Annotated in this window: 20 protein-coding genes and 1 tRNA gene; 10 read left to right on the plus strand and 11 right to left on the minus strand. The window is 70.9% G+C overall.

The features are described from left to right. Nucleotide 1 precedes the first annotated feature (1 nt). A complete protein-coding gene (locus ACGH52_RS20335) occupies nt 2-277 on the plus strand; it encodes a hypothetical protein (protein WP_210974334.1) in 276 nt (91 codons plus the stop codon). On the opposite strand, the gene ACGH52_RS20340 is transcribed toward ACGH52_RS20335, so the two are convergent. The 4 genes from ACGH52_RS20340 to ACGH52_RS20355 all read right to left on the minus strand — a co-directional run bounded on the left by ACGH52_RS20340 (nt 274) and on the right by ACGH52_RS20355 (nt 5,158). Next, a complete protein-coding gene (locus ACGH52_RS20340; protein ID WP_210974333.1) occupies nt 274-1,314 on the minus strand; it encodes an acyl-CoA desaturase in 1,041 nt (346 codons plus the stop codon). The genes ACGH52_RS20335 and ACGH52_RS20340 overlap by 4 nt on opposite strands. 100 nt (nt 1,315-1,414) lie before the next feature. Next, a complete protein-coding gene (locus ACGH52_RS20345) occupies nt 1,415-1,930 on the minus strand; it encodes a DUF5994 family protein (RefSeq protein ID WP_399941252.1) in 516 nt (171 codons plus the stop codon). 395 nt (nt 1,931-2,325) lie between these two features. After that, nucleotides 2,326-4,053, minus strand: a complete 1,728-nt coding sequence (locus ACGH52_RS20350; protein WP_399941255.1) for a SpoIIE family protein phosphatase — start codon at nt 4,051-4,053, stop codon at nt 2,326-2,328. Between the two features lie 127 nt (nt 4,054-4,180). After that, nucleotides 4,181-5,158, minus strand: coding sequence for a TerC family protein (locus tag ACGH52_RS20355; protein ID WP_210974330.1), 978 nt, complete (start codon nt 5,156-5,158; stop codon nt 4,181-4,183). Nucleotides 5,159-5,576: 418 nt separating this feature from the next. Between ACGH52_RS20355 and ACGH52_RS20360 the strand changes: the two genes are divergently transcribed. Further along, nucleotides 5,577-6,248: an enoyl-CoA hydratase-related protein gene (locus ACGH52_RS20360; protein ID WP_399941259.1), complete on the plus strand. Its 672-nt coding sequence runs from the start codon at nt 5,577-5,579 to the stop codon at nt 6,246-6,248. Between the two features lie 348 nt (nt 6,249-6,596). On the opposite strand, the gene ACGH52_RS20365 is transcribed toward ACGH52_RS20360, so the two are convergent. Both ACGH52_RS20365 and ACGH52_RS20370 read right to left on the minus strand, forming a co-directional pair. Then, nucleotides 6,597-7,019 (minus strand): PIN domain nuclease, encoded by a 423-nt coding sequence (locus ACGH52_RS20365; protein WP_059299441.1) that lies wholly within the window; start codon nt 7,017-7,019, stop codon nt 6,597-6,599. After that, the gene (locus ACGH52_RS20370) at nt 7,016-7,231 is read right to left on the minus strand and encodes a type II toxin-antitoxin system VapB family antitoxin (RefSeq protein WP_046249112.1); all 216 of its coding nucleotides are present in this window, start codon (nt 7,229-7,231) and stop codon (nt 7,016-7,018) included. The genes ACGH52_RS20365 and ACGH52_RS20370 overlap by 4 nt, the downstream gene beginning before the upstream one ends. A 372-nt stretch (nt 7,232-7,603) precedes the next feature. Here ACGH52_RS20370 and ACGH52_RS20375 point away from each other — a divergent pair, with 372 nt between their 5' ends. Further along, nucleotides 7,604-9,997 (plus strand): N-6 DNA methylase, encoded by a 2,394-nt coding sequence (locus ACGH52_RS20375; protein WP_399941264.1) that lies wholly within the window; start codon nt 7,604-7,606, stop codon nt 9,995-9,997. 45 nt (nt 9,998-10,042) lie between these two features. Continuing rightward, nucleotides 10,043-10,267 (plus strand): hypothetical protein, encoded by a 225-nt coding sequence (locus tag ACGH52_RS20380; protein ID WP_076975044.1) that lies wholly within the window; start codon nt 10,043-10,045, stop codon nt 10,265-10,267. Between the two features lie 119 nt (nt 10,268-10,386). Here the strand turns inward: ACGH52_RS20380 and ACGH52_RS20385 are convergent. Further along, nucleotides 10,387-10,460, minus strand: a tRNA-Gly gene (locus tag ACGH52_RS20385). A 510-nt stretch (nt 10,461-10,970) separates the two neighbouring features. On the opposite strand from ACGH52_RS20385, the gene dcd reads away from it, so the two are divergent. Further along, nucleotides 10,971-11,546: a dCTP deaminase gene (gene dcd / locus ACGH52_RS20390; RefSeq protein ID WP_030180420.1), complete on the plus strand. Its 576-nt coding sequence runs from the start codon at nt 10,971-10,973 to the stop codon at nt 11,544-11,546. A 46-nt stretch (nt 11,547-11,592) separates the two neighbouring features. After that, nucleotides 11,593-12,090 carry a phosphoribosyltransferase gene (locus ACGH52_RS20395; RefSeq protein ID WP_030401433.1) on the plus strand — a complete coding sequence of 166 codons (498 nt, stop codon included), beginning with the start codon at nt 11,593-11,595 and terminating at the stop codon, nt 12,088-12,090. 106 nt (nt 12,091-12,196) lie between these two features. On the opposite strand, the gene ACGH52_RS20400 is transcribed toward ACGH52_RS20395, so the two are convergent. From ACGH52_RS20400 to ACGH52_RS20415, 4 genes are all read right to left on the minus strand, one after another. Continuing rightward, on the minus strand, nt 12,197-15,424 hold the full coding sequence (locus ACGH52_RS20400; protein WP_399941269.1) for an FG-GAP-like repeat-containing protein: 3,228 nt from the start codon (nt 15,422-15,424) through the stop codon (nt 12,197-12,199). Nucleotides 15,425-15,589: 165 nt separating this feature from the next. Further along, nucleotides 15,590-16,630, minus strand: coding sequence for a Yip1 family protein (locus ACGH52_RS20405; RefSeq protein WP_076975043.1), 1,041 nt, complete (start codon nt 16,628-16,630; stop codon nt 15,590-15,592). A gap of 72 nt (nt 16,631-16,702) precedes the next feature. After that, complete coding sequence (locus ACGH52_RS20410) at nt 16,703-18,034, minus strand: FG-GAP repeat domain-containing protein (protein WP_399941272.1); 1,332 nt, start codon at nt 18,032-18,034, stop codon at nt 16,703-16,705. A 130-nt stretch (nt 18,035-18,164) separates the two neighbouring features. Then, nucleotides 18,165-20,447 carry a heterodisulfide reductase-related iron-sulfur binding cluster gene (locus ACGH52_RS20415; protein WP_210974326.1) on the minus strand — a complete coding sequence of 761 codons (2,283 nt, stop codon included), beginning with the start codon at nt 20,445-20,447 and terminating at the stop codon, nt 18,165-18,167. Between the two features lie 239 nt (nt 20,448-20,686). On the opposite strand from ACGH52_RS20415, the gene ACGH52_RS20420 reads away from it, so the two are divergent. The 4 genes from ACGH52_RS20420 to dnaJ all read left to right on the plus strand — a co-directional run bounded on the left by ACGH52_RS20420 (nt 20,687) and on the right by dnaJ (nt 25,646). After that, a complete protein-coding gene (locus ACGH52_RS20420; protein WP_210974325.1) occupies nt 20,687-21,781 on the plus strand; it encodes an MraY family glycosyltransferase in 1,095 nt (364 codons plus the stop codon). A gap of 95 nt (nt 21,782-21,876) precedes the next feature. Then, nucleotides 21,877-23,733: a molecular chaperone DnaK gene (dnaK, locus tag ACGH52_RS20425; protein ID WP_076975039.1), complete on the plus strand. Its 1,857-nt coding sequence runs from the start codon at nt 21,877-21,879 to the stop codon at nt 23,731-23,733. Further along, entirely contained in the window at nt 23,730-24,407 is a 678-nt protein-coding gene (grpE, locus tag ACGH52_RS20430; RefSeq protein ID WP_076975038.1) for a nucleotide exchange factor GrpE, read from the plus strand. The genes dnaK and grpE overlap by 4 nt, the downstream gene beginning before the upstream one ends. A 42-nt stretch (nt 24,408-24,449) precedes the next feature. Next, the gene (gene dnaJ / locus ACGH52_RS20435; protein WP_059299449.1) at nt 24,450-25,646 is read left to right on the plus strand and encodes a molecular chaperone DnaJ; all 1,197 of its coding nucleotides are present in this window, start codon (nt 24,450-24,452) and stop codon (nt 25,644-25,646) included. The last annotated feature ends 2 nt before the right edge of the window (nt 25,647-25,648 follow it).

Genomic DNA, 25,648 nt, shown 5'->3' on the forward strand with positions numbered 1-25,648 from the left:
CGTGGACATTCTCGTGACGGTGATCGTGCTGCTGGCGGTGATCGCGGCAGGCGCGTTCCTCATCCACCGGCTGAACTCTCAGCACGGGGACAGAAGCACCGCCTTCCACTACGGCCGCGGCGGTGTCGTCGCGCCCGACCGGAAGACCGATGACGGGCCGGCCGTACGCCGACGGGCCTCCGCCGCGATCGACGCCGGCGAACGCCGGGGCCGTGGAGGCGGCGGACGCGGAAGGCTGCGCCCCCGGCGCCGTACCCACGGCGTATCGGCGCGCTAGGCGCGGACGCGGGGCCGTCGGAGCGGGGCGCCGGCGGCGTGGAGGCTGGTGAGCGCCAGCCGGTAGGAGGCGATCAGGCCCGTTTCCGCGTAGTCCACGCCCAGGTCCCGGCAGTACCGACGGACGATGGCGCGGGCCTTGCGCAGGTTGGGGCTGGGCATGCTCGGGAACAGGTGGTGCTCGATCTGGTGGTTCAGGCCGCCGAGGGCCAGGTCGGTGAACCGGCCGCCGTTGACGTTGCGTGAGGTGAGCACCTGGCGTCGGAGGAAGTCGGGGCGGTCGTCGGCCGACAGGATCGGCATCCCCTTGTGGTTGGGTGCGAAGGCCGAACCCAGGTAGACGCCGAACAGGCACTGGTGGACGGCGAGGAAGGCGATCGCCATGCCGGGCGGCAGGACCCAGAACAGGGCGGTCAGGTAGACGGCGCAGTGCCCCAGGAGCAGAGCGCCGTCGACCGCCCGGCGTTTGAGCCGACGGTTGGCCACGGCCCTGCCGCTCGCCACGTGCAGGTTGAAGCCCTCCAGTGTGAGCAGGGGAAAGAAGAGGAACGCCTGCCAGCGGCCGAGCAGGCGGGGCAGTCCGGTGGCGGCGCGGGCCTGGTCCGGGGACCAGACGAGCAGGTCGGGGCCGATGTCAGGGTCGAGGTCCTCGGTGTTGGGGTTGGCGTGGTGACGGGTGTGCTTGTCCTGCCACCAGCCGTAACTCATGCCGATCGACGCGCCGGCGATCCGTCCGGACAGCTCGCTGGCCCGTCGGCGGCGGAACACCTGCCGGTGGGCCATGTCATGGGCGACCAGGGCGACTTGTCCGTACATCACGGCCAGGAACGCGGCGATCGCCAGTGTCCACCAGGAGGCGCCGACGAGGACGAACGCGGCCCATGCGGCGACGTAGAGCCCTGTCACCGCGCTGATCCGTAACGTGTAGTAGCCGGGGCGGCGCCCCAGCAGTCCGGCATCCGCGATCTTCTTCGACAGTCGGGCGAAGTCGCTGCCGGGGGTGTCGGAACGTGTGGCGGAGGCGGTGGCCATGGTCATGAGGACGTCTCTCTGAGAAGCGGGCGGATGAATCGGGTTGGCCGCTGGGCGAGTTGGGCGCCGGGAGCGGGCGCGTACCCGGAGGTGTCTGCGGCGGCTCCTACCACCGAGGGGCGCGGGTTCCCCGCCCGGCGGGTCCCACACGGCCGTGCGGACCTGCCGCCGCCGTCGGGGACGGGGACAGGGCTTCTCCGTCGGCGCCGGGCCGTTCGTCGTCCAGGGCGGCGGCCGTGAGGAGAGCGGCCGCTTCCTCCGTCGTATCCGGCGGGATCACCTGCAGGTCCCAACGGCCGAGCCCGGGGGAGAGCAGGACGACCCGGTCCGGGGCGTGCGGCGACGCGGGAGCCTTGTGCAGACGTACGACCTGGGTGGCGACGAACATGCGCCCCGGTGCCGCCGACCAGGCCGCGGCGTCCACGGTGACGCCGGTGATGTCGCCCCACGCGTTCGGCAGCGCGGCGAGCATCTTCGGGAGCTGTGTCAGAAGGTCGCGGGAGTGCGGCCACCACACTCCGTCGATCCGGCGCGGCAGCGCGCCGTGCGGCGCGAGACGCAGGCGGACGAGGGGCAGGGGCAGGGGCAGGGAGGACGGTGTGGTGGGGACTGTGATGATCACGTGGGTTCTCTCTGACGAGGTGGGTTGCCCGCCGGTTCGGCAGGGCGGGCGGCCGACGGTCCGCGTGCCCTGTCGGGCAGCGCCGGACGTGGCCGGTGGGATCCGGGTGCTGGAGGTCGGGTCCGGCCGCTCTTGCCGGAAGAAGGCGCCGACGACCGCCGCGAGTTCGCGAGAGGGGAGTCGGCGGGCGTAAGCGGGGTGGAGGGGGAGACCCTCCCGCGTGACGAACGCCGGTGGACACCGGGGTGGAGCCGGTCCGCCACCGGCGTGCCTGATGCCCTCGGTCTCGTCAGCCTACTCCCCGGTGCGTAAAGGCGGCGTGACAGCCGGTCATCGGTGCCGTGGGAGCGGTGGGCGCCGCCGCGGCACCCGCCCGGACCGACGCCCCCCACGTCTCATGGCGGCGGTACGCGCAGGGCGAGCAGGGCCACGTCGTCGGTGCCGCCGGGCGGCAGGTGGGCGAGCACCTCTTCGCACAGCCTGTCCAGCGGTTCGTGGACGAGCGCGAGGGCGCGCCGACGCAGCTCCTCCAGGCCCGTGTCGAGGTCGCTGCCCGGCGTTTCGACGAGCCCGTCCGTGTACAGCAGCAGGGTGGAGCCGGGCTCCAGGGGATGCGTGGCGTCCGGTCGGCCCGCGCCGCCGACGGGGCCGGTGCCAAGGAGCAGTCCCTGGCCGGCTTCCAGATAGCACGCGGTGCCGTCCGGGGAGAGGAGCAGCGGAGGCGGGTGCCCTGCGCTGGTCCAGCGGAGCGTCCAGGGTCCCGTGTCCGGGTCGCCCTCGACGCGGGCGAGGATCAAGGTGGCCAGCGGGACGGTGGTGATGACCGGTATGGCGGCATCGAGGCGGTCGACGACGGCGCCGGGCGGTCCCGTGTGGTCCCAGGCCAGTGAACGCAGGATGCCGTGCAGTTGGGCCATGCCGGCCGCCGCGGTCAGGTCGTGGCCCACGACGTCACCGATGACGAGGGCGAGCGCGCCGTCCTTCAGCATGAAGGCGTCGTACCAGTCCCCGCCGACCTGCGAACCCGCCGGGGCGGGCTGGTAGCGGGCGGCCAGCCGGAGGTGGCCGGGCCGGGGCAGCGGGGCGAGCAGGTTGCGCTGCATGGCCTCGGCGACGGCGCGCTGACGGCCGTAGCGGCGGGTGTTGTCGACGACCACGCCGACCCGGCGGCCGACGTCACTCACCGCGGCCAGGTCGCCTTCGTCGAAGGGATGCGCCGGGTCGGTGCGCACCACCGTCAGCGCCCCGGTGATCCGGTCCCGGGCGCCGAGTGGCACCGTGACGGCGGAGTTCGCGCCCACCGCCGCCAGGAAGCCACTGAGGAGAGCCGCCACAGGAGGATCTCCGGCGGCCGGAGTGAGGGCGGCCACCCGCTCCTGGAGTACGGATTCACCCCCGGTCAGCGCCCGGCTCAGGGGCGAGTCCGCCCCCTCACCTGCCTCCCCCGGGGCGGGTGCGCGCCGGCCCTGGAATCCGGCGTCCCGTCCCTGCGGACCGGTCACCGCCACCCGGTGGACCTCGCCGGAACCGGTCCGCAGGTCCACCGCCGCCCAGTCGGCGAGACGTGGCACGAGCAGGCGCACCAGGCGGGCCAGCGCCTCGTCGGTCTCCAGGGTCTGTCCCAGGACGTCCGTGATCTCCGCGACCAGGGACAGCCGCTCGTTGAGGTCCTCCAGGGCGCGCGTGCGGGCCGTGCGCTCCCGGTGGACGCGGCGGTCCCCCGTGGCGTCCGTGAACAGCAGTGCCATGCCCTTCACGGAGCCGTCCGCCGTCAAGGGGGACGCGGACCAGGTGACAGCCAGCAGGCGACCGTCACCCCGCAGATACGTGCCACCCTCCCCTCGCGCCCCCTTCCCCTCGGCCAGCGCCTGAAGCAGTGGGCACCGGTCCCGCGGCACTTTGTTGCCGTCCGCGTCCCGGTGCAGCAGATCGTGTGCGTCGGCGCCCCGCATCGCCGCGGTGGTGCGGCCCAGCAGCCGCTCGGCCGCCGGGTTCGCGGCGATCACGCGTCCGGCCGTGTCCAGCACCAGCACCGGCGTGCCCAGCTGCTCGACGACCTGCCGCCAGAAACCCGGCTCGCCCACCGGCCACGGCCCCACGTCGTCATCCACCGCGTCGCGCACAGACCCTCCAGAGGCTGCCTTCCCGTCGATGGTGCTCCGTCACTGCCCTGCTCGCACGGCATCGGGGCAGTCGGCGCACACCGCGCGGGCCCGGCCCACGGTCCTGCCAGGAGTGTCCGGACATGGATCAGCCGTCATCCGGGCGTCTGTCCGCGTGGGGGGCTGCGTCGGCCGGGCCGGGGCGTCGGATGCTCAGGACGACCGACGCGGCCAGGACCGTGACGATGACGGCGAGGCTGACGGGCGACGGGATCTCCGGGATGCTGCTGCTGAAGAGTTTGTGGGACGCCTGGAGGATCAGTTTCACGCCGATGAAGGCGAGGATCAGCGCGAGGCCCTTGCTGAGGTAGTGGAACCGGTCCAGCAGCCCGGCGAGCAGGAAGTACAGGGCCCGCAGGCCGAGGATGGCGAACGCGTTGCTGGTGTAGACGATGAAGGCGTCGTCGCTGACCGCCAGGACGGCGGGCACGCTGTCCACGGCGAAGACGAGGTCGGCCGCCTCGATCGCCGCGACGACGGCGAGCAGCGGGGTGGCGACCCGTTTGCCCGCTTCCTTCACGAAGAACTTCATCCCGGCGTACTCGTCCCGGACGGGCACCACCTTGCGCAGCAGTCGCACCGCGATGCTCCTGCCCGGGTCGAAGCTCTCTTCCTCGCCCTTGAGGATCTTGTAGGTGCTGTAGAAGAGGATGGCCGCGAAGACGAAGAGCACCGCGGTGAACCGGCTGACCACGGCCACTCCGGCGGCCAGGAACAGGCCCCGGAACACCAGAGCGCCCATCACGCCGAAGAACAGCACACGGTGCTGGTAGGCGCGCGGCACTCTGAAGTAGGCGAAGATCAACGCGAAGACGAACAGGTTGTCGACCGACAGGCTCTTCTCCAGGAGCCACGCGGTGGTGTACTCCACCCCCGGCGACGTGCCCAGGACCAGGAAGACGACCGCGCCGAAGACCAGGGCGAGGCCGATCCAGACCGCACTCCAGGCGGCGGCCTCCTTGAACCGGATGACATGCGCCTCCCGGTGCGCCAGCAGGTCCACGGCCAGCGACACAACCACGGTGACGGCGAACACCGACCACAGCCAGAACGGCACGTCGAGCACGAGGGACCCCTCACGAGGGCTGGTGCGAAAACCTGCTCCTCCAAGAATTCTGGCTCAGGTGGTCAGGCTTGTCGTCCGCACGCGCCGTCCACACATGGCCGTCCCCGTACTGGCTACCCGTCGACCGGGTTCGGAACGGAGCCCGATATGCCCCTCGGGCCCTTGGCCCGAGGGGCATATCGCCCCTGATCTCTTCGGCCTGCCCCCCGTTCCCAGGCGTCGGCCCTCTTGCATCTTCTCTGGCACACCTCATAAGTTACCGACGGGTAGCTCACCGATGTCGGTCGGCACCGTTCGTCGTCGGGAGGGTGGTGGGCGGGATCCCCGTGACCGTCCCGGTGTGGTGCCGAATCCGGTCCGTCCCCGGCCGTAGCCGCCCAGCCGCTTCACCACGCACCAGCACCTCGAAGGAGTCGCCATGCCCTCGCTCGACCGTCACGACAACGTCTTCGTCCTCGACCTCGGAGACGGCGAGAACCGGTTCCACCCCGACTGGCTCGCCGCCGTCGGTGCCGCGCTCGACGAGGTGGAGAAGGCGGAGGGCCCCCGCGCCCTGGTCACCGCGGCCACCGGCAAGTTCTACTCCAACGGGCTCGACCTGGACTGGCTGTTCGCCCACGCCGACCAGCACCAGGAGTACGTCGTCGCCGTCCACGAGCTGTTCGCGCGGGTGCTGTCGCTACCACTCGTCACCGTGGCCGCGCTGCAGGGGCACACCTTCGCCGCCGGCGCCATGTTCTCCCTCGCCCACGACTTCCGCGTGATGCGCGCCGACCGCGGCTACTGGTGCCTGCCCGAAGCGGACATCAACATCCCCTTCACCCCCGGCATGGCCGCCCTCATCCAGTCCCGGCTGGCCCCGCAGACCGCGCACGAGGCCATGCTCACCGCCCGCCGCTACGGCGGCACCGACGCCGCGGCCGCCGGCATCGTCGACCAGGCCGTCGCCGAGGACGCCGTGCGCTCCACCGCGATCGAGATCGCCCAGGCACAGGTGAACAAGGCCGGCGACACCGTCGGCACCATCAAGTCCCGCATGTACGCCCCGGCTCTGGCCACCCTGCGCGACACGACGAACCCACTCGGCTGAGACGACAGCCCACCGACCGCCCCGTCGCCAGTGCGCGAACGGTGGAGTCCCTTGCCGGTCCGGACAACAGACAACCCCCGGGTCGAGGACCCGGGGGTTCAGAGTGGAGCGACTGCCTCGTACCCTCTGACCTGCCCAGATTCGTGGTGCGGCTGGAGGTGCGGCGGCCTGATGGCACCGCTGTTCACCGTAGTTGCCCGCTCCCTTTGGTACGCCGTGGGCACGGGGACGCGGCGAGCTGACGCGCGGGGCCTGCGAGAGTCTTCCTCTGCCAGGTTGGGCATGGCACCTCGGCTGGCTCTGCTGTGCCACTGTGCACGGAACAGCCGAACGCCCATGCCCCTGGGTTCATTTGCCGGGTTCTGGCCCGTACCACTGGAGCGCCTGGCCTGTGACGGCGGCGATGCATTCGAAGTCCCGGTCGCGGTGGAGGAGGGTCAGTCCCTGCAACTCGGCCGTGGCCGCCACCACGAGGTCGACGGCTCCGGCACTGCGGTGCTGTCCGCGCTGGGTGAGGATGTCCTGGACCTGCCAGGCGCGGTCGTAGGCGCGGTCGTCGACCGGCACCCAGCCGAAGAGCAGACGTAGGTCCTCGATGCCTTGGGCACGGTCGGCGGCGGAACGCGCGCTGTAGAAGAACTCGAGCTCGGTGATGGGGCACGTGGCGATGAGCCCGGCTGCCGTCGCCTGGTCCCAGCCGTATTGCTCGGCGTCGCTGCGCAGCAGCCGGGCGAGTGCGCTGGTGTCGATCAGGAACTGAGCGGCGTTCACCGACGGTAGTTCCCCTTGTCCTCAAGGAGATCGAGATCGAAGGCGCCCTCGGCCGCCGCCGCCCGCAGGCGGGTGAGGGCCAGAGCCCGCCGCCGGTTCTCCAGCACCTCGCGCAGGGCAGTGTTCACCGTCTCCTTCTTGGTGCTGGTGCCGAGGGCCTTGGCCACGTCGGCGACCAGCTGATCGTCGAGGTCTATTACGGTGCGAGTCATTGATGCACCTCCGCAGATATATGGAGTGTCATTAAGTATATACAAAGATGTCGCTCCTGCTGAATGGTGATCGCGGCCGGGCTTCGGTGCTCCCACGCCCAGCTCCCGCGATCGGTTGTCCTTGAGCGTCACGAGACGGTTGAGTGTTAAGGCCATTGCGCCCCTCGGGCCACAGGCGAGATCGTTGACGTGCGCAGGATCGGCGATTGCAGTGCCCGTATGGGGGGGAGACTCTTATCTCTCGTTCCGCCTGCCGAGTGTGAAAGGGATATGAGTACTGCCAGTACTCAGTGGATGCTCCTGCGGCAGTAGCTCTAGAGTCATGCCCAACGAGCAGACGTCCGGACCACTTGAGAAGGGTGGCGGTGCGAGATGGAGAACAACCCCGGCGTGCCTGGCGGCGATCGCCTGATCACACGTACGCAGATCGCGGCCATGGCAGAGGTGACGCGAGCGGCTGTCACCACCTGGGAGCGGCGCGCGGCGGATTTCCCCACCCCCCGGCGTACCGCCGGCCAGGACTACTTCCACGAGTCGGAGATCTTGAGCTGGCTCGACAGAAGGCGAGTGCCCTCACACCACCGGGCGCAGGGAGAGGACGAGCACAGCACCTACGGAGATCGGGCGCGGCAGCGCAGACCGTCCAGTTCCGTGGCCCAGGGGAGTCCGACGGCGTACGACGCCCGGCCCGCGCTTGGTCCACGGGAGAAGCCGTCTCCGGGTGATGTTGAGACCGTCCGCACGCTCGTGGGTCTCCCGGCCGAAAGGGTCGGAGGCGCGGACATGCCCATCGGCTATGTGAACCTGCTGGCTGCCCTGTATTTCTTGCGGATGATGAGGCCCGAGGGCTGGCAACGGGTGAAGGCGTACTCCACGTCCGGCAACGGGCCGCGGTCCAGCAGCGCACTGCTCAGGCTCATCGGCTCGGAGGCGGATGCGGCGTTGCGGGACGTGGGATCTCTTCCGGAGACGAGGGATGCCCTGGCTCGCCTGGAACCCAGACGATTCGGGGACCTCGTGGAGGTTGTCCGGCTGGTGGGCTCGCTCGGTCCGCACGCCTTCCAGCTGATCATCGAGGGTTACGAGGAGAAGGCACAGCTGGGGAGCCGGGAGTTCTTCACCCCGCTTCCCGTGGCGTACCTGATGGCGGGGTTGGGGCGGGCCGCCAGGGGGGCGGCCCCCGGCAGTGTGTACGACCCGTACTTCCGCGGTGGGGAACTCATCGGCGCAGTAGCCGACATGGCGATGCGGGCGCGACGTGGGGGGCCGGGTTTCACGGATGCGCCGCTGCCCAGGCTGCTGGGGCAGACGCCGAAGCGGACCACCTTGCCGCTGGCGAGTATGAATCTGGCGCTGCGCGGAGTCAGACCCGCCCTCCGGTTGAAGACCGGCGGGCGGCCGTGGGAGCAGCCGTGGCTTCAGGGGCCGGTCGACCTGGTTCTCACCAACCCGCCCTTCAATATGAAGGACACACTGAAAGAGACCACGCGCACCGGGCACTGGCCCTACGGCGCCCCTCCGCTGGGTAACGACAACCTGGCGTACCCGCAGTACGCCCTGTCCGTCCTGGCCAAGGGCGGACGCGCCGCACTTGTGATGCCGAACAAGGCGGGCAACTCGGGGAACGCGGCGGAGCGGGCGATTCGCTGTGAGCTGGTGGAACAAGGCGTGGTGGAGTGCGTTGTCGCGCTGCCCGACAGACTTTTCTCGGGCACTTCGGTGCCGGTGTGCGTGTGGTTGCTGCGGCACCCCGCCGATGCCGGCGATCACGTCCTGTTCCTGGACGCACGCGAGTTGGGCACCGTGCAGAGCGGCGGGCGGCGTGTGCTCGCGTACGACGACGTCAGCTCCGTCATCGACTCTTATCTGGCTTTTCGTCCGGGAGACGCCCCCGCCCGACCGCACGACCCCTCTGCGGTGACCGTGCCCGGCGCACGCGTCGACAGGGAGTCCTTGCGCCGTATCGGCTACTCGCTCAATCCGATCGATCACATCGGTGGGTCGCCGGTTCCGGACAGCGGGACGTCCGGCATTGCGGAAGCGGAAGTCTGGGCCGAGGTTTCATGGCTGGCGGAGCGCTGCAGGTACCTGGACGAGCGCACCGCCGACCTGCGGGCCGTGCTCGAGACCGACCGGGTGTGTCAGGCGCCCCGCCGCGAAGCCGTCCTCGCAGATTTGTGTGACATTCAGGCCGGCCCGTCTCACGCACTGCTGGCACCGAAGGACCGGATTCCGCATGGAGAGGTGCCGGTCGTCTTTCCCAGGCACCTGCGGGACGGGGAGGTGAGTGACAGCGGCGACGAGCGCGTCTCGTCCGAACTCGCCGACCGGTTGGGGCGCTACCAGCTCAAGGCGGGCGACATCGTTTGCGTCCGCGCAGGTGCCATGGGGCCGCCGGCCCTGGTACGGAGGGACCAGGCGGGATGGCTCATGAGCTCGAACGTGATCAGGCTCCGCTGCCAAGAGGATGCCCAGGTCCTCCCCGGCTATCTGCTCGCTGTTCTGAGTCGTCCGGAGGCCATCGACTGGGTCAGGGACCGCGCGGCCGCCACCGCCGCCCCGTTCATCACCAAGGCCGTACTGGAGAGCCAGAAAGTCCTGCTGCCGCCCTTCGACGTGCAGCAGGAGATCGTCGAGTCGCTGGTGCTCCTGCGGGAGCGGTCTACCGCCCACCGAGAGCTGGCAGCAGCCATCACCCGGACCCGAGGGCTGCTCGTCGAACAACTCACGGGCTCCCGTACCTCCACCAGTCCTCCTACTACGTGACCCAGCCAACCCAGCCCGCAGAGGCAGTGAAAGGAAGTCCCGGCCATGACGACCTCCGGCACCTCGCGCCCCTCCTCCTCCAGCGCCTGGGCGCTCTGGCTGCTGATCATCGTTCTCTTCTCCACATTGATCGCTGCGTGTGTCGCCGCACTGAAGTACGTGACCGGCACGGGAATCGCTGACGCGATCCTGTTCGCAGGGGCTGCGTTCGGCGCTACAGCAGGGCTCTGCTTCGCCGGGGTGGGAGCGGTCACGGCACTGCGGAACTAGACGGAGAAAAGGCCGGCCGGTGTGAGCGCGTGCACCAGCAGCTCAGGGGAATGGCAACAGGAGGTCGCCGGGCTCGACGACAACAAAGAACCCCCAGGTCTCTGACCTGAGGGTTCGCATGGAGCGGGTGACGAGAATCGAACTCGCGCTCTCAGCTTGGGAAGCTGATGTTCTACCATTAAACTACACCCGCGTAAGACGCCGACCAAGGTCGGTGCCTGGACGCTCGCTCACTCTACCCCATGCCTGGCCCCCGGTGTTCGCGCCGTGGGGCCGGTGGCCGTTTCGGGGTGGGGATGCGCCTGCGGGGGCTCCGAGTTGGGGCGTACGGTGGGGGCCCCGGAGAGGGTGTGCGTGAGGGCGGAGTGCCGCCTGGAGAGTCGTCTCTTTCATCCCGTACTGTGGCTTTTGTCGTCAGGGTAGGAAGTCAGACGCGGCTCTTGGGGAAGGGACTTGAAGGACTTGATGGAGCGCACCGTCGTCCGCTGTGCCGATGGGCACGTGTTCACCGCCACCTCGTTCCCGATGCAGCAGGCCGATCGCCTCGGCCCCGGTCGGCTCGTCCGATGTCCGCGGTGTGCGCGGCTGCGGAGTGCCGTGCCGGTGGGCGCGGAGAAGCGGTAGGCACGGACACAGAGCGGGATCGGGCGCGCGGCGCGGCGGCGGTTGTCGCTGCTCCGCGCGCCTTGCGTATCCTCGGTGCGTGCTTCTCTCAGACAAGGACATCCGGGCCGAGATCGACGCCGGACGAGTCCGCATCGAGCCCTTCGACGACTCCATGGTGCAGCCGTCGAGCATCGACGTGCGTCTCGACCGCTACTTCCGGGTGTTCGAGAATCACCGGTACCCGCACATCGACCCCTCCGTCGAGCAGGTGGATCTGACCCGGCTCGTGGAGCCGGAGGGCGACGAGCCGTTCATCCTGCACCCCGGCGAGTTCGTGCTGGCCAGTACGTACGAGGTCATCACGCTGCCGGACGACCTCGCCTCGCGGCTCGAGGGGAAGAGTTCGCTCGGGCGGCTCGGGCTCGTCACGCACTCCACCGCCGGGTTCATCGACCCGGGCTTCTCGGGGCACGTGACGCTGGAGCTGAGCAATCTCGCGACCCTGCCGATCAAGCTGTGGCCGGGGATGAAGATCGGGCAGCTGTGCATGTTCCGGCTCACCTCGCCGGCCGAGCACCCGTACGGGAGCGAGCGCTACGGGTCCCGTTACCAGGGCCAGCGGGGGCCGACCGCCTCCCGGTCCTTCCTCAACTTCCATCGGACCCAGGTATGAACCCGGGTATACGCCCAGTGATGAGCAGGATGAGCAGGACGCGCGCATGAGTGATGTTCGGGAGAACCTGACCTACGAGCAGTTCGGCGTCGCCGTGCGCGAACTCGCGCAGGCCGTCGCCGACGACGGGTACGAGCCGGACATAGTGCTGTCCATCGCCCGCGGGGGTGTCTTCGTGGCGGGCGGACTCGCGTACGCGCTCGACTGCAAGAACATCCACCTCGTGAACGTGGAGTTCTACACCGGGGTCGGGACCACGCTCGACATGCCCGTCATGCTCGCGCCGGTCCCGAACGTCATCGACTTCTCCGACAAGAAGGTCCTGATCACCGACGACGTCGCCGACACCGGCAAGACGCTCAAGCTGGTGCGCGACTTCTGCCTCGACACGGTCGCCGAGGTCCGCAGCGCGGTGATCTATGAGAAGTCCCACTCCCTCGTCCAGTGCGAGTACGTGTGGAAGCGGACCGACGACTGGATCAACTTCCCGTGGTCCGTCCTGCCGCCCGTCGTGCGCCGGGACGGGCAGGTGCTCGACGCCTGACTCGACGCCTGACTCGACGCCTGATTCGACGCCTGACCGGACGGCGGCACCGGCATGTGGAAGGGCCCCCGGCGCGTGTCGCGCCGGGGGCCCTTGACGTGTCGGGTCAGAACAGGCCCTTGAAGGTGTTCCAGCCGCCGGTGCCGATCAGGACCCGGCCGCCGTAGGTGCCGGCGCCGGTGGAGGCGTAGCGCCACAGCTTCCCGGTGGTGTCCCGGGCCAGCAGGTCGGTGCGGCCGTCGCCGGAGAGGTCGCCGGTGCCGACGAGGGCGGAGTAGGTGTTCCAGCCGCCGCCGATCCGCTCCCGCGGGGTGACGCCGCCGGTGGACGTGCCGTAGTACCGCCACAGCACGCCGGCGGAGTCGACACCGAGGAGGTCACCGCGGCCGTCGCCGTTCAGGTCCCCGGCACCGATGACACGCTTGTACAGCTTCCAGTTGGTCTGGATCCGCACCCGGGGCTTGAGCCGGTGGTCGGCGGTGCCTGCGTAGAAGTAGATGTCACCGGTCGAGGCATGGCGGGCGATGAGGTCGGCGTAGCCGTCCCCGTTGGCGTCGCCGGACGACGTGAGCTGGTCGTACTGGGCCCAGCCGCCCCCGATCGACGTGTACGGCGACGAGGCGGTGACGACCTTCCCGCACCCGGGGCGGTAGGCCCGGAGCTGGTCCCCGACCCGCGCGAGGACGTCCGCGCACCGGTCGCCGTCCACGTCCCCGAAGGGCACGAGCACGGTGCCGGCGGGGAACGCGGTGCCGGATCCGGCGACGCGGGCGGACACCCCGCCCGTGCCCGTGCCCCGGTACAGGGACGCGGCCCCGGCGGAGTCCGTCACGAGCAGGTCGCCGAAGCCGTCGTCGCCGGCCAGGTCGCGCCAGGCGGCGGCGCCCCCGCGTACCTTCACCGTCCCGGAGGCCGTGAGGTCGGCTCCCACGCCGTCGGCGGGTTTGACGCTCAGGGTCCACGTGTAGGACCCGTTGGCGGCGAGCTGCCCGTTCGCGTACTTCCCGTCCCACGAGGCGTGCAGCAGACCGCGGGCCTCGCCGCCGGTCAGGGTCCGCACGACCTTCGCGCTGCCCTTGGGCTTCAGCGTCAGCGACCACGAGGCGCCCGGCTTCGACAGCCACCACCGCGACGCCCACGCGCCGGCCCGGACGTCGACGGCCGCCGGGGTGTCGGCGTCGATGACCGCGACCGGGGAGGCGGGGACGCCCGACGGGACGATGCGCACGCGCCGGTCCGCGCCCGTGTAGGCCACGTGGCCGCCGAAGCGGTCGACGGTCCACCCGGCCCGGCGCACCGTGCGGTCGCCGAGTTCGGCGGCGGTGACGATCACCCGCCGGGGCAGGCCGGCCTCCGTACCACTGGCCGGGATGCCGCCCCGCAGGTCGACGAGGGTGAGGCCGGCCTGCTCCGAGCGGCGCACCAGGTAGCCGTCGCCCAGCAGCGTGTCGTCGGCGCCGAGCTTCAGTGTGCGCTTGGCCTGCCGGTCGTAGAGGCCGCCGCTCTTGTAGGTGGGCCAGTTGTCGTCGCACTGCCAGTACACCCAGCGGCCGACGGCCTGGAGTTCGCGGGGGGCGCAGCCCGCGTCGAAGGTTTCTCCGGCGGTGCCCGTCGACAGGTTCTTCGCCGTCACCGTGGTCGCCACGTCCAGGTCGGGGTCGTTCCAGGAGCCGGTGGCGCTCCACAGGGTGTTGCCCCAGACGGAGGCGGCGACCTGGTTGCGCTTCTCGAGGACGCGGCCGGTGTCGCCGTCCTTGAAGTGCAGGATCGACTGGGTGCCGCCGGACCCGTTGTCCACGATGCCGAATCGGCCGGAGAGGTCGACGAGTTGCGGGCTGTGGTGCCCGGAGGTCACCCGCGGGCCCCAGGAGGCGGAGCCGTTGCGGTAGAGCATGGTGACGTCCTGCTCGGTTCCGGCCTCGCGCCCGTGGTGTCCGTCACCGCTCGCGAACAGGGTGGCGCAGTAGCTGCTCTCGGTGCCGCCGCAGTCGCTGTCGCGTCCCGCCATGAGGCCGTCGACGGTCGTGTTCAGCTCCTCCGGGCGGCCGGATGTCTTCAGCCAGGTGCTGCGGTAGGCGCCGATGTAGGTGTGCGGCATGAAGAGCTTGGAGTCGTCGGCCGTGGTGAGGATGCCGCTGCCCAGCGCGATGCCGGCCGGAGCGGCCGCCATGTCCTCGATGTCGGCGACGCGTTTGCGGGCGACGGTGCCGTCCGCGGCGGGTGTGAAGAGGTAGTACCCCCAGTCGAGCGGGCCGTAGTCGGTCCGCCGCTCGGCGCCGGCCACCAGGAGCGAGCCGTCGGGCGTGCGGTGCAGGGAGGGAGAGGCGACGGCCAGCAGGGACTCGAGGTGGCTCCCGGCGAGGTCGCGCAGTGACAGTTCGTTCCCCCGGTACTCGTTGTTGCCCGGGTTGGGCGGGGAGACGGAGGCGAGACGTCCGGCGAGGGGCCGGACGGTGTCGCCGTAGGAGGCGTCGCGCAGGTCGAGGGTGGTCGGCTCGGCGTCCAGGTCGTCGCGGCGGTACACCTGGGCGGCGTAGGTCTCCGGGGCGCCGAGGTGGAAGACGGTGTCCTGGTCGAAGGAGACGCTGTCGCCGTGCGGGGAGAGCGCCTTCAGCTTCCCGGTGGCGAGGTCGACGACCCACCACCCCTGGGACATCGTGGTGTCCTCCCACTTGATCGCGCGGACGGCGACCGACCGGCTGTCGCCCTCGCTGATGGTGAGGTTCCACCCCTCCGGCAGGCCCTCCAGCTTCCGGTCCCGCACCTCGCCGTTCTCCAGGCGCAGCAGGTGCAGGCTCGTCACGGCGTGCTCGGTGCCGGTGCGGGTGATGACGGTGTCGCCGTAGGTCGCGACGTACGTCTGGCCCTCGGGGACCGGGATCGTGACCGTCGGACCGTCGCCCGCCCGCTGCTGGAGCGTCACGTGCGGGGCCGGGGTCGGTGCGTAGAGCGCGACGGTGTCGGAGCCGTGGCCGAAGTCGGCGGGGTACCGGTCGAAGCGGAAGTCGTCGACGTCGTAGGCGAGGGGCTCGGGCAGCCGGTGGTCGAGGACGGTCGTCGCGCCGGTGGCGTAGTCGATCCAGCGCAGGCGGTCGTCGCCCTCCTGCGCGGTGAGGAAGCCGGTCTCGCCGGCGTTCAGGACGAGGGTGGCGCGGGGGACGAAGCGGGCGCCCGGGCTGACGACGACGGGGTCGGCGGACGCGGCGGGGGTGTCGGCGGCGGCCGGCGCCGCGGCGGTGCCGATGCCGGCGGTCACGGCGAGCGTGACGGTGAGAGCGGTACGGCCGAGCACACGCCGACGGCGCACGGCCCGCTTGTTCAGCGGACGAAACACGAAAGAAGTCCCTCCCCAGGGCGGTCACGCAGGGGGGCGTTTCATGGGTGCGCCGCTCGTCCCGCGTGAGCAGGGCGACAGTAGCAGGAGGTGATCACGGTGCGGCAGGGGAAGGGCCCCGGTGTGACGCACACCGGGGCCCTTTCGCCTTTCGCGGACCTACGGCTAGAACGTGCCCAGCTTCACGATCGACAGCAGGGCGATCAGCTGGATCGCGCTGGCGCCCAGCGCCTTCGGCCAGGGCAGGTCGTGGGAGCGGCTGACCATCAGGGTCAGCAGGGCGCCGGCCGCGACCCAGGTGGCCCAGCCGAGGATCTGGACGAAGGGCGCGTCGCCGCCGGCGAACATCGCGACGACCAGGCGCGGGGCGTCCGTGAGGGACATGATCAGCATGGAGAGGCCGACCGTCGGCTGCCAGGCGCCGTCGCCGCCGAGCTGGCGGGCCAGGGTGTGGGTGACCACGCCCAGGACGAAGGCGCTGAGCACCAGCGCGACCGCCGTGGTCAGGACGATCGGGATGGCGTTCGAGAGGGTGGCGTTGATGGCCTCCTCGCGGGCGCCGTCGAAGCCGAAGACCGCCAGCAGGCCGTAGAGGAACGTCACGATGAGCGCCGGGACCCACATCGCGTAGTCCCGCATCTGGAGGAAGGTCTGGTTGGGCGCGAGGATGACGCCCTTCAGGAGATCCTTCCAGTGCAGGCGGGGGCCGACCGGGCCGGGGGCCGGGGCGGAGCCGGCGCGGTAGGTGTCGCCCTGGTTGTAGGGGTCGTCGACCGTGAACGCCTGGGTGTGGCCCGGGTTGTTGGCCGCGTACGGGTCGTACGGGGCCTGCTGGGGGTGCCCGCCGGGGCCCGGCCCGTAGCCGCCGTCGCCGAAGTACTCCGGCTCGCCGTGTCCGCCGTGCCCGCCCTGTCCCGGGTGACCGCCGCCGTGTGCCTGGGGCCACGGGGAGCCGCCGGGCGCGGGGGCGCCGCCCCCGTACGGCTGCTGCGGGTACGGGGGCTGAGGCGCCGCGGGTCCGCCGTACGACGGTCCCTGGGGCGCCTGCTGTCCGTACGGGGGGCGTTGCGGTCGCGCGTTTGGAGCGCCGTTGTCCCGGCCGCGTCCGATCCTGAATCCAGCCACGCCTTCGAACGTACCTGGTCCCGGAGAGTGACGTGCGGGGCCCGGCCGTTCGGGGGGTCCTTTGCGGCCGAGCTGTGACATCCCTTACGGGTGCTCCCCGAGGCGTCCCCGAGGTCCGACCGGCGGACTCGCGGCGTCCGCCCCCGGTCCCCCCTACGGGGCCAGGAACTGCGACGTCGAGAAGGTGACCGTGGCCCGGGCGGTCAGCAGGGCCTTCGCCGTGCCCCGGTGGACCTCGACGGAGTCCTTCGTGTCGCTCCGGTGGGTGCGCAGCACCAGGTCCGCGAGGCCGTCGCCGTCGAAGTCGCCGGCCGTCAGCACCCGCGTCGTGCCGGTCGCCGCGGGCCGCACCGTGACCGCGGCCCGGGTCGTGAGGCCGGTCTCGCGGCCCGGGTGGACGCGTACGCCGGAGGAGCCACTGGAGACCAGGTCGCTCAGGCCGTCGCCGTCGAAGTCGGCGGCGTCGAGCATCGAGCCCGGGGTGTCGAGGGTGGCTCCCCCACTGCTTGATGCGCGGGAGGTACCCCCAGCCGCGGTGGGCAGGTCGTAGCGCAGCGCGGTGCCGTCCGGGCCGCCCACGGCCGCGTCGAGCGCCTTGCCCTTGCCGAAGGCGCCCAGCGCGATGTCGACGCCGGTGGGCAGGGTGGCCCCGGTGCGGGTCGGGCCGTCGGGTCCGCCCAGGACGAGGGCCGCCCTGCCGGGGCCCGCGGAGGTGCGGACGACCAGGTCGTCGTACCCGTCGCGGTTCACGTCGGCGGCGGGGCCGGTCGGCGCCTCGCCGGGGGACGGGACGGGCGCGCCGGCCCCGCGCGGGGCGCCCTTGCGGGTGAAGGGGCCGCGCAGGTGGCTGAGGCGGCCGCCCGAGGCGTGGACGACGAGGTCCTCGGCGCCGTCGCCGTCGAAGTCGCCGCACACCGGGCGCTCGGGCCAGTCGTTGCCGTAGCGGGCCCGGTCCGGGATGGCCAGCGGAACCGCGCGGCCGGTCGGTCCCGACGGGGAGCCGAAGAGGAGCTGGAGGGGGACCGGGGGGCGGCCCTGACCGTCGTAGGGCGGGTCGGTGGTGACCACCAGGTCGGTGAAGCCGTCGCCGTCGAGGTCGCAGCTCGCCTCCGTCTCGAAGACGGCCGGCAACTGGCCTTCCACCGGTGCCGCGTGCTTCTTCGGCGTGAGCAACTGCCGGGCCTGCGGCACCAGTCCGCGGGACGAGCCGTAGACGATCCCGATGCCCGCGTCGTCGGCGTGGCTCTCCGCCGTGACCAGGTCGTCGAGGACCAGGTCGCGGTGGCCGTCGCCGTTGAAGTCGTCGGGGACCTCGCTGCCCTCGCCGTGCGGGACGGGAAGCGCGGCGGGGGCCTGGGCGGCGCGTACGGGAGCGGTGGCGGCGTCCTCGGCGGCGGGCGCCGGGCCGTGGCCGCAGGCGGCGAGCAGCAGCAGGCAGCCGGCGGCGGCTGTGCCGGTCAGGGGGGTGCTTCTTCGCAGGCGCACCGTTCACCTCGTCCGTATCGACCCGTATCACCTTTACCGACAACGACCGGGTAATGATGCACGTGTTCGACATACGACGACACCCCCGGGTCCGGACGGGACCAGGGGGTGTCGGACGGGCGGCAGGCGGCTACTTCACCGGCTCCGGCGTCGGCTCGTTCTCCGGCTCCGGCTCGCCGGTCGGGTCGGCCGGGGTCTTGACGGAGTCCAGCAGCAGCTGGGCGACGTCGACGACCTGGATGGACTCCTTGGCCTTGCCGTCGTTCTTCTTGCCGTTGACCGAGTCGGTGAGCATGACCAGGCAGAACGGGCAGGCGGTGGAGACGATGTCCGGGTTGACGGACAGGGCCTCGTCGACGCGCTCGTTGTTGATGCGCTTGCCGATCCGCTCCTCCATCCACATCCGCGCGCCACCGGCGCCGCAGCAGAAGCCGCGCTCCTTGTGGCGGTGCATCTCCTCGTTCCGGACGCCCGGGACGGCGGCGATGATCTCGCGCGGGGGCGTGTAGATCTTGTTGTGGCGGCCCAGGTAGCAGGGGTCGTGGTAGGTGATGATGCCCTCGACCGGGGTGACCGGGACCAGCTTGCCCTCGTCCACCAGGTGCTGGAGCAGCTGGGTGTGGTGGATGACCTCGTAGTCGCCGCCGAGCTGCGGGTACTCGTTGCCGAGGGTGTTGAGGCAGTGCGGGCAGGTGGCGACGATCTTCTTCGCCGACTTGGGCTTGCGGGACTCCTCGGTGACCTTGCCGTCGTCGTCCATCTCCTCGCCGAAGGCGGCGTTGAGGGACATGACGTTCTCCATGCCCAGTTCCTGGAACAGCGGCTCGTTGCCGAGGCGGCGGGCGGAGTCACCGGTGCACTTCTCGTCGCCGCCCATGATCGCGAACTTGACGCCCGCGATGTGGAGCAGCTCGGCGAAGGCCTTGGTGGTCTTCTTGGCGCGGTCCTCCAGGGCGCCGGCGCAGCCGACCCAGTACAGGTACTCGACCTCGGTGAGGTCCTCGATGTCCTTGCCGACGACCGGGACCTCGAAGTCCAGCTCCTTGAGCCACTCCAGGCGCTGCTTCTTCGCCAGGCCCCAGGGGTTGCCCTTCTTCTCCAGGTTCTTGAGCATCGTGCCCGCCTCGGACGGGAACGCCGACTCGATCATGACCTGGTAGCGGCGCATGTCGACGATGTGGTCGACGTGCTCGATGTCGACGGGGCACTGCTCGACGCAGGCGCCGCAGGTGGTGCAGGACCACAGGACGTCCGGGTCGATGACGCCGTTCTCCTCGAGCGTGCCGATCAGCGGGCGCTCGGCCTCGGCCAGAGCGGCGGCCGGGACACCGGCGAGCTGCTCCTCGCTCGCCTTCTCCTCGCCCTCCATCGTCTTGCCGCCGCCGGCCAGCAGGTAGGGGGCCTTGGCGTGCGCGTGGTCGCGCAGGGACATGATCAGGAGCTTGGGGGAGAGCGGCTTGCCCGTGTTCCAGGCGGGGCACTGCGACTGGCAGCGGCCGCACTCGGTGCAGGTGGAGAAGTCCAGCAGGCCCTTCCAGGAGAACTGCTCGACCTGGGAGACGCCGAAGACGTCGTCGTCACCGGGGTCGGTGAAGTCGATCGGCTTGCCGCCCGAGGTCATCGGCAGCAGGGCGCCGAGCGCGGTGCCGCCCTTCGCGTCGCGCTTGAACCAGATGTTCGGGAAGGCCAGGAAGCGGTGCCAGGCCACGCCCATGTCGGTCTTCAGGGCGACCGTGATCATCCAGATGAAGGAGGTCGCGATCTTCAGCCCGGCGAAGAAGTAGACGAGGTTCTGGAGCGTGCCGAGGTCCACGTCCTGGAGCGCGGAGACGACCGGGTACGAGATGAAGAACGACGCCTCGTAGCCGTCCACGTGGTGGAGGGCGCCCTCCAGCGCGTGCAGCATGAAGATGCAGACGCCGACGATGAGGATGACGGCCTCGACGAAGTACGCCTGGCCGAAGTTGGAGCCCCCGAAGCGGGACTTGCGGCCCGGCTTGCGCGGGTGGCTCAGCTGCCGGACGACGATCAGGACCAGGATGCCGAGCACCGTCATCGTGCCGATGAACTCGACGAAGACGTTGTACGGCGCCCAGTCGCCGATGACCGGCAGGATCCAGTCGGCCTGGAAGAGCTGGCCGACGGCGTTGACGATGGTCAGCAGCAGGGAGAAGAAGCCCACCGCGACGAACCAGTGCGCCACACCGACGATGCCCCAGCGGTTCATCCGGGTGTGGCCGAGGAACTCCCTGACCACGGTGACGGTGCGGTCCACGGGGTCGTTGGTCCGCGTTCCGGCCGGTACGGGCTGGCCCAGCCGCATGTAGTTGTAGATCTGCAGGACGGCGCGGCCGAACAGTGCGACGCCGACCACGATCAGGACCAGCGACACGATGATCGCGGCGAGTTGCATTTGGGGGCTCCTCGGGCCTGCGAGGTTACGAGGGGGCGGTATTACTAAGCGGTAACTTATTCAGTTCGTCTGAGAGTACCCCCATCCTCCGCCGCACTGTAGTCGGACGTGCGGTGATCTGCGTCGCTGAGGCAACCCTGACCCCACCGGTCCCGTACGGGGGCGGGAGGGGTGCGGCGCCACGCCGGTCCGTCGGTGCGAATCGTCACAAAAGGTGATATTCGGCATAGCTTGTGCTCGTGCTCTACGGGATCGCCGCCGCCACCGCCTCCTTCCTCCTCGCCGCCGTCCTTGCCGCACTGCTGCGGGCGCCCGCCCTGCGGCTGGGCCTCGTAGACCGGCGCCGACGGCGGCCCGTCCCGCTGCTCGGCGGGGTGGCCGTCGTCCTCGTCACCGGGCTGGTCGCCTGGGCCGGGGACCGGTCCGGCGTCGTACCGCTCGGTCCGGTGGCCGTCCGGCTCCTGGCGGCCGCGTCCGCCGTCGCCGTGCTGGGCCTGGCGGCCGACGTCTGGCGCCTGCGGCGGCGGTGGCTCCTGGCCGGTACGGCCGTCGCGGCGGCCTGCGTGGTGCCGTACGGCGAGACGGGGCCGGTGGCCGGGGCGGTCGCCGTGGGCTGGGTGGCGCTGGTCGCCGCCGCCTTCCGGGGGCTCGACCATGCCGACGGGGTGGCCGGCACGGTGGGCGTCGTGACCGCCTTCGGGATCGGCGCCTGCGCGGCGGCGGGACTGATGGACGGACCCGCGGTGCTGCTCCTCGTGCTGGCCGCCGCGCTCGCCGGGTTCCTGCTGCACAACTGGCACCCCGCGCGGATCGCGCTCGGCGCCTGCGGGTCGCTCTTCATGGGCTTCCTGCTCGCCGGGGCCGCGGTGTCCGTGCGGGCGGGGTACGAGACCGGCGGCGGGGTGGGGGTGCTGTGCGCGCTGACCGCCGTGCCGGTGACCGACGCCGTCCTGGTCCTCCTCTCGCGCCGGCTGGCCGGACGGCCCCTGGCGCGCGGCGGGCCCGACCACCTCGCGCACCGGCTGCGGCGGCTCGGGCTCACCGCGCAGGGTGCGGTGGTGGTCCTCGGCGGGGCCGCGCTGTGCGCGGTGCTCGTGGGGGTACTGGTGCACACCGGCCGGGTGGGCGGCCTCGCGGTGCTGTGGGTGGCGGGCGGATCGGCCGCCGGGATGCTGGGGCTGCTGCGGGTACGGGTGTACGGGCCGCCCCGGCTCCGGCGGGGAGCGGTCGCGGGAGCGGGAGCGGGTCGAGCGGGGGTGATTTTTCCGGTTCGCCAGGCCACGAGTGCTGAGAACGTGCAGGTCAGAGCGCCGTTGCGTGTAAGGAACGGATAAGAGTTGAGTCCGCTCGACTCACCTCTGTTGACCCATCGCCGGGTGTCGTGCACACTTGAGCCTGTTCCACTCAAGTCAGCTGGAGGTTATTCACCATGGCACGTGCGGTCGGCATCGACCTGGGCACGACTAACTCCGTCGTCAGCGTTCTGGAGGGCGGCGAGCCCACCGTCATCACCAACGCCGAGGGCGCCAGGACCACGCCGTCCGTCGTCGCCTTCGCCAAGAACGGTGAGGTGCTCGTCGGCGAGGTGGCCAAGCGCCAGGCGGTCACGAACGTCGACAGGACCATCCGCTCGGTCAAGCGCCACATGGGCACCGACTGGAAGGTCAACCTGGACGGCAAGGACTTCAACCCGCAGCAGATCAGCGCCTTCGTGCTGCAGAAGCTGAAGCGGGACGCCGAGTCCTACCTGGGCGAGAAGGTGACCGACGCGGTCATCACCGTCCCGGCGTACTTCAACGACGCCGAGCGCCAGGCCACCAAGGAGGCCGGTGAGATCGCGGGCCTCAACGTCCTGCGCATCGTCAACGAGCCGACCGCCGCCGCGCTGGCGTACGGCCTGGACAAGGACGAGCAGGTCATCCTGGTCTTCGACCTCGGTGGCGGTACGTTCGACGTCTCGCTGCTGGAGATCGGCGACGGTGTCGTCGAGGTGAAGGCCACCAACGGTGACAACAACCTCGGTGGTGACGACTGGGACCAGCGCGTCGTCGACTACCTGGTCAAGCAGTTCCAGTCCGGCCACGGCGTGGACCTTGCCAAGGACAAGATGGCGCTCCAGCGCCTGCGCGAGGCGGCCGAGAAGGCCAAGATCGAGCTGTCCTCGTCCACCGAGACCACGATCAACCTCCCCTACATCACGGCGTCCGCCGAGGGCCCGCTGCACCTGGACGAGAAGCTCACCCGCGCCCAGTTCCAGCAGCTGACCTCCGACCTGCTGGAGCGCTGCAAGACGCCGTTCCACAACGTCATCAAGGACGCCGGCATCCAGCTGTCCGAGATCGACCACGTCGTTCTCGTCGGTGGCTCCACCCGTATGCCCGCCGTCGCCGAGCTGGTCAAGGAGCTGACCGGCGGCAAGGACGCCAACAAGGGCGTCAACCCGGACGAGGTCGTCGCCATCGGCGCCGCCCTGCAGGCCGGTGTCCTCAAGGGCGAGGTCAAGGACGTCCTGCTCCTCGACGTCACCCCGCTGTCCCTCGGTATCGAGACCAAGGGCGGCATCATGACCAAGCTGATCGAGCGGAACACGACGATCCCGACCAAGCGCTCGGAGATCTTCACCACCGCCGAGGACAACCAGCCCTCCGTGCAGATCCAGGTCTACCAGGGCGAGCGCGAGATTGCGGCGTACAACAAGAAGCTCGGGATGTTCGAGCTGACCGGTCTGCCGCCGGCGCCCCGCGGCGTCCCGCAGATCGAGGTCGCCTTCGACATCGACGCCAACGGCATCATGCACGTGACCGCGAAGGACCTGGGCACGGGCAAGGAGCAGAAGATGACCGTCACCGGCGGCTCCTCGCTGCCGAAGGACGAGGTCGACCGGATGCGCCAGGAGGCCGAGAAATACGCGGAGGAGGACCACGCCCGCCGCGAGGCCGCCGAGTCCCGCAACCAGGGCGAGCAGCTCGTCTACCAGACGGAGAAGTTCCTCAAGGACAACGAGGACAAGGTCCCCGGCGAGGTGAAGACCGAGGTCGAGGGTGCCGTCGCCGAGCTGAAGGAGAAGCTCAAGGGCGAGGACACCGCCGAGATCCGCACCGCCACCGAGAAGGTCGCCGCCGTCTCGCAGAAGCTGGGCCAGGCCATGTACGCCGACGCCCAGGGCGCGCAGGCCGCCGGCGGCGAGGCCCCGGGTGCCGACGCCGGTGCCGAGGGCAAGGGTGCCGACGACGACGTCGTCGACGCCGAGATCGTGGACGACGAGCGCAAGGACGGTGCCGCGTGACGGAGGAGACCCCGGGTTTTGACGAGAAGCCCGACGTCCCCTCCGGCGCCACCCCTGACGACGCCGAGCCGCAGGCCGCCTCCGAAGAGGGGGCGGCCCCGGCCGGGGACGCGAGCGAGAACGCGGGCCTGGTGGCCCAGCTGGACCAGGTGCGCACCGCGCTGAACGAGCGCACGGCGGACCTCCAGCGCCTCCAGGCCGAGTACCAGAACTACCGCCGCCGGGTGGAGCGCGACCGCGTCGCGGTCAAGGAGGTCGCCGTCGCGAACCTCCTGTCCGAGCTGCTTCCCGTGCTCGACGACGTCGGGCGCGCCCGGGAGCACGGCGAACTGGTCGGCGGCTTCAAGTCCGTCGCGGAGTCGCTGGAGACCACGGTCGCCAAGCTGGGCCTGCAGCAGTTCGGCAAGGAGGGCGAGCCCTTCGACCCGACGATCCACGAGGCCCTGATGCACTCCTACGCGCCGGACGTCACCGAGACGACGTGCGTGGCGATCCTGCAGCCCGGGTACCGGATCGGCGAACGCACCATCCGCCCCGCGCGGGTGGCGGTCGCCGAGCCGCAGCCGGGCGCCCAGACGGTCAAGCCGGCCGAGACCGGCGCCGAGGGACAGGACGCCGCCGACGCGGAGGACGACGCCGGGACCAAGGAGAGCGGTGGCCCGGACGAGGGCTGAGCTTGAAGTGACGAGGAAGCCGAGGAAGGAGGGACGTCGAGGATGAGCACGAAGGACTTCATCGAGAAGGACTACTACAAGGTTCTCGGCGTCCCCAAGGACGCCACCGAGGCCGAGATCAAGAAGGCGTACCGGAAGCTCGCCCGCGAGAACCACCCGGACGCCAACAAGGGGAACGTCAGGGCGGAGGAGCGCTTCAAGGAGATCTCCGAGGCCAACGACATCCTCGGTGACCCCAAGAAGCGCAAGGAGTACGACGAGGCCCGCGCCCTCTTCGGCAACGGCGGCTTCCGCCCGGGGCCGGGCGCGGGCGGCGGCGGCACCTTCAACTTCGACCTGGGCGACCTCTTCGGAGGCGGCGCCCAGGGCGGGGGCCAGGGCGCCGGCGGCTTCGGCGGCGGCCTCGGCGACGTCTTCGGGGGCCTGTTCAACCGCACCGGCGCCGGTGGCCCCGGCGCGGGCACGCGGACCCAGCCGCGGCGCGGCCAGGACATCGAGTCCGAGGTCACGCTCAGCTTCACGGAGGCCATCGAGGGCGCGACGGTCCCGCTGCGCATGTCCTCGCAGGCGCCCTGCAAGGCCTGTTCGGGCACCGGCGACAAGAACGGCACGCCGCGCGTGTGCCCGACCTGCGTCGGCACCGGGCAGGTCGCCCGGGGCTCGGGCGGCGGCTTCTCGCTCACCGACCCGTGCCCGGACTGCAAGGGCCGCGGCCTGATCGCCGAGGACCCCTGCGAGGTCTGCAAGGGTTCCGGACGCGCCAAGTCCTCGCGGACGATGCAGGTCCGTATCCCCGCCGGGGTGTCGGACGGGCAGCGCATCCGGCTGCGCGGCAAGGGCACGCCGGGCGAGCGGGGCGGCCCGGCGGGCGACCTGTACGTGGTCGTACACGTCAAGGAACACCCCGTCTTCGGCCGCCGGGGCGACAACCTCACCGTCACCGTCCCGGTCACCTACGCCGAGGCGGCCCTCGGCGGCGAGGTCCGGGTCCCGACCCTGGGCGGTCCGCCCGTCACGCTGAAGCTGCCGGCGGGCACGCCCAACGGCCGCACCATGCGGGCCCGGGGCAAGGGCGCGATCCGCAAGGACGGCACCCGCGGCGACCTCCTGGTCACCGTGGAGGTGAGTGTTCCGAAGGATCTGACGGGGAAGGCTCGTGACGCACTGGAGGCGTATCGCGAGGCGACCGCGGACGAGGATCCGCGGGCGGAGTTGTTCCAGGCCGCGAAGGGAGCTTGACG

This window comes from Streptomyces sp. BBFR25 (genome assembly GCF_044590125.1).
In the GTDB taxonomy this organism is placed as follows: domain Bacteria; phylum Actinomycetota; class Actinomycetes; order Streptomycetales; family Streptomycetaceae; genus Streptomyces; species Streptomyces canus_D.

What these genes read in the sequence shown, in the direction of transcription:
- ACGH52_RS20340 (WP_210974333.1), bottom strand. Translation starts at nt 1,314, where the DNA reads ATGACCATGGCCACCGCCTCCGCCACACGTTCCGACACCCCCGGCAGC.
- ACGH52_RS20360 (WP_399941259.1), top strand. Translation starts at nt 5,577, where the DNA reads ATGCCCTCGCTCGACCGTCACGACAACGTCTTCGTCCTCGACCTCGGA.
- ACGH52_RS20370 (WP_046249112.1), bottom strand. Translation starts at nt 7,231, where the DNA reads ATGACTCGCACCGTAATAGACCTCGACGATCAGCTGGTCGCCGACGTG.
- ACGH52_RS20375 (WP_399941264.1), top strand. Translation starts at nt 7,604, where the DNA reads ATGGAGAACAACCCCGGCGTGCCTGGCGGCGATCGCCTGATCACACGT.
- ACGH52_RS20380 (WP_076975044.1), top strand. Translation starts at nt 10,043, where the DNA reads ATGACGACCTCCGGCACCTCGCGCCCCTCCTCCTCCAGCGCCTGGGCG.
- ACGH52_RS20395 (WP_030401433.1), top strand. Translation starts at nt 11,593, where the DNA reads ATGAGTGATGTTCGGGAGAACCTGACCTACGAGCAGTTCGGCGTCGCC.
- ACGH52_RS20405 (WP_076975043.1), bottom strand. Translation starts at nt 16,630, where the DNA reads ATGTCACAGCTCGGCCGCAAAGGACCCCCCGAACGGCCGGGCCCCGCA.
- ACGH52_RS20415 (WP_210974326.1), bottom strand. Translation starts at nt 20,447, where the DNA reads ATGCAACTCGCCGCGATCATCGTGTCGCTGGTCCTGATCGTGGTCGGC.
- dnaK (WP_076975039.1), top strand. Translation starts at nt 21,877, where the DNA reads ATGGCACGTGCGGTCGGCATCGACCTGGGCACGACTAACTCCGTCGTC.
- dnaJ (WP_059299449.1), top strand. Translation starts at nt 24,450, where the DNA reads ATGAGCACGAAGGACTTCATCGAGAAGGACTACTACAAGGTTCTCGGC.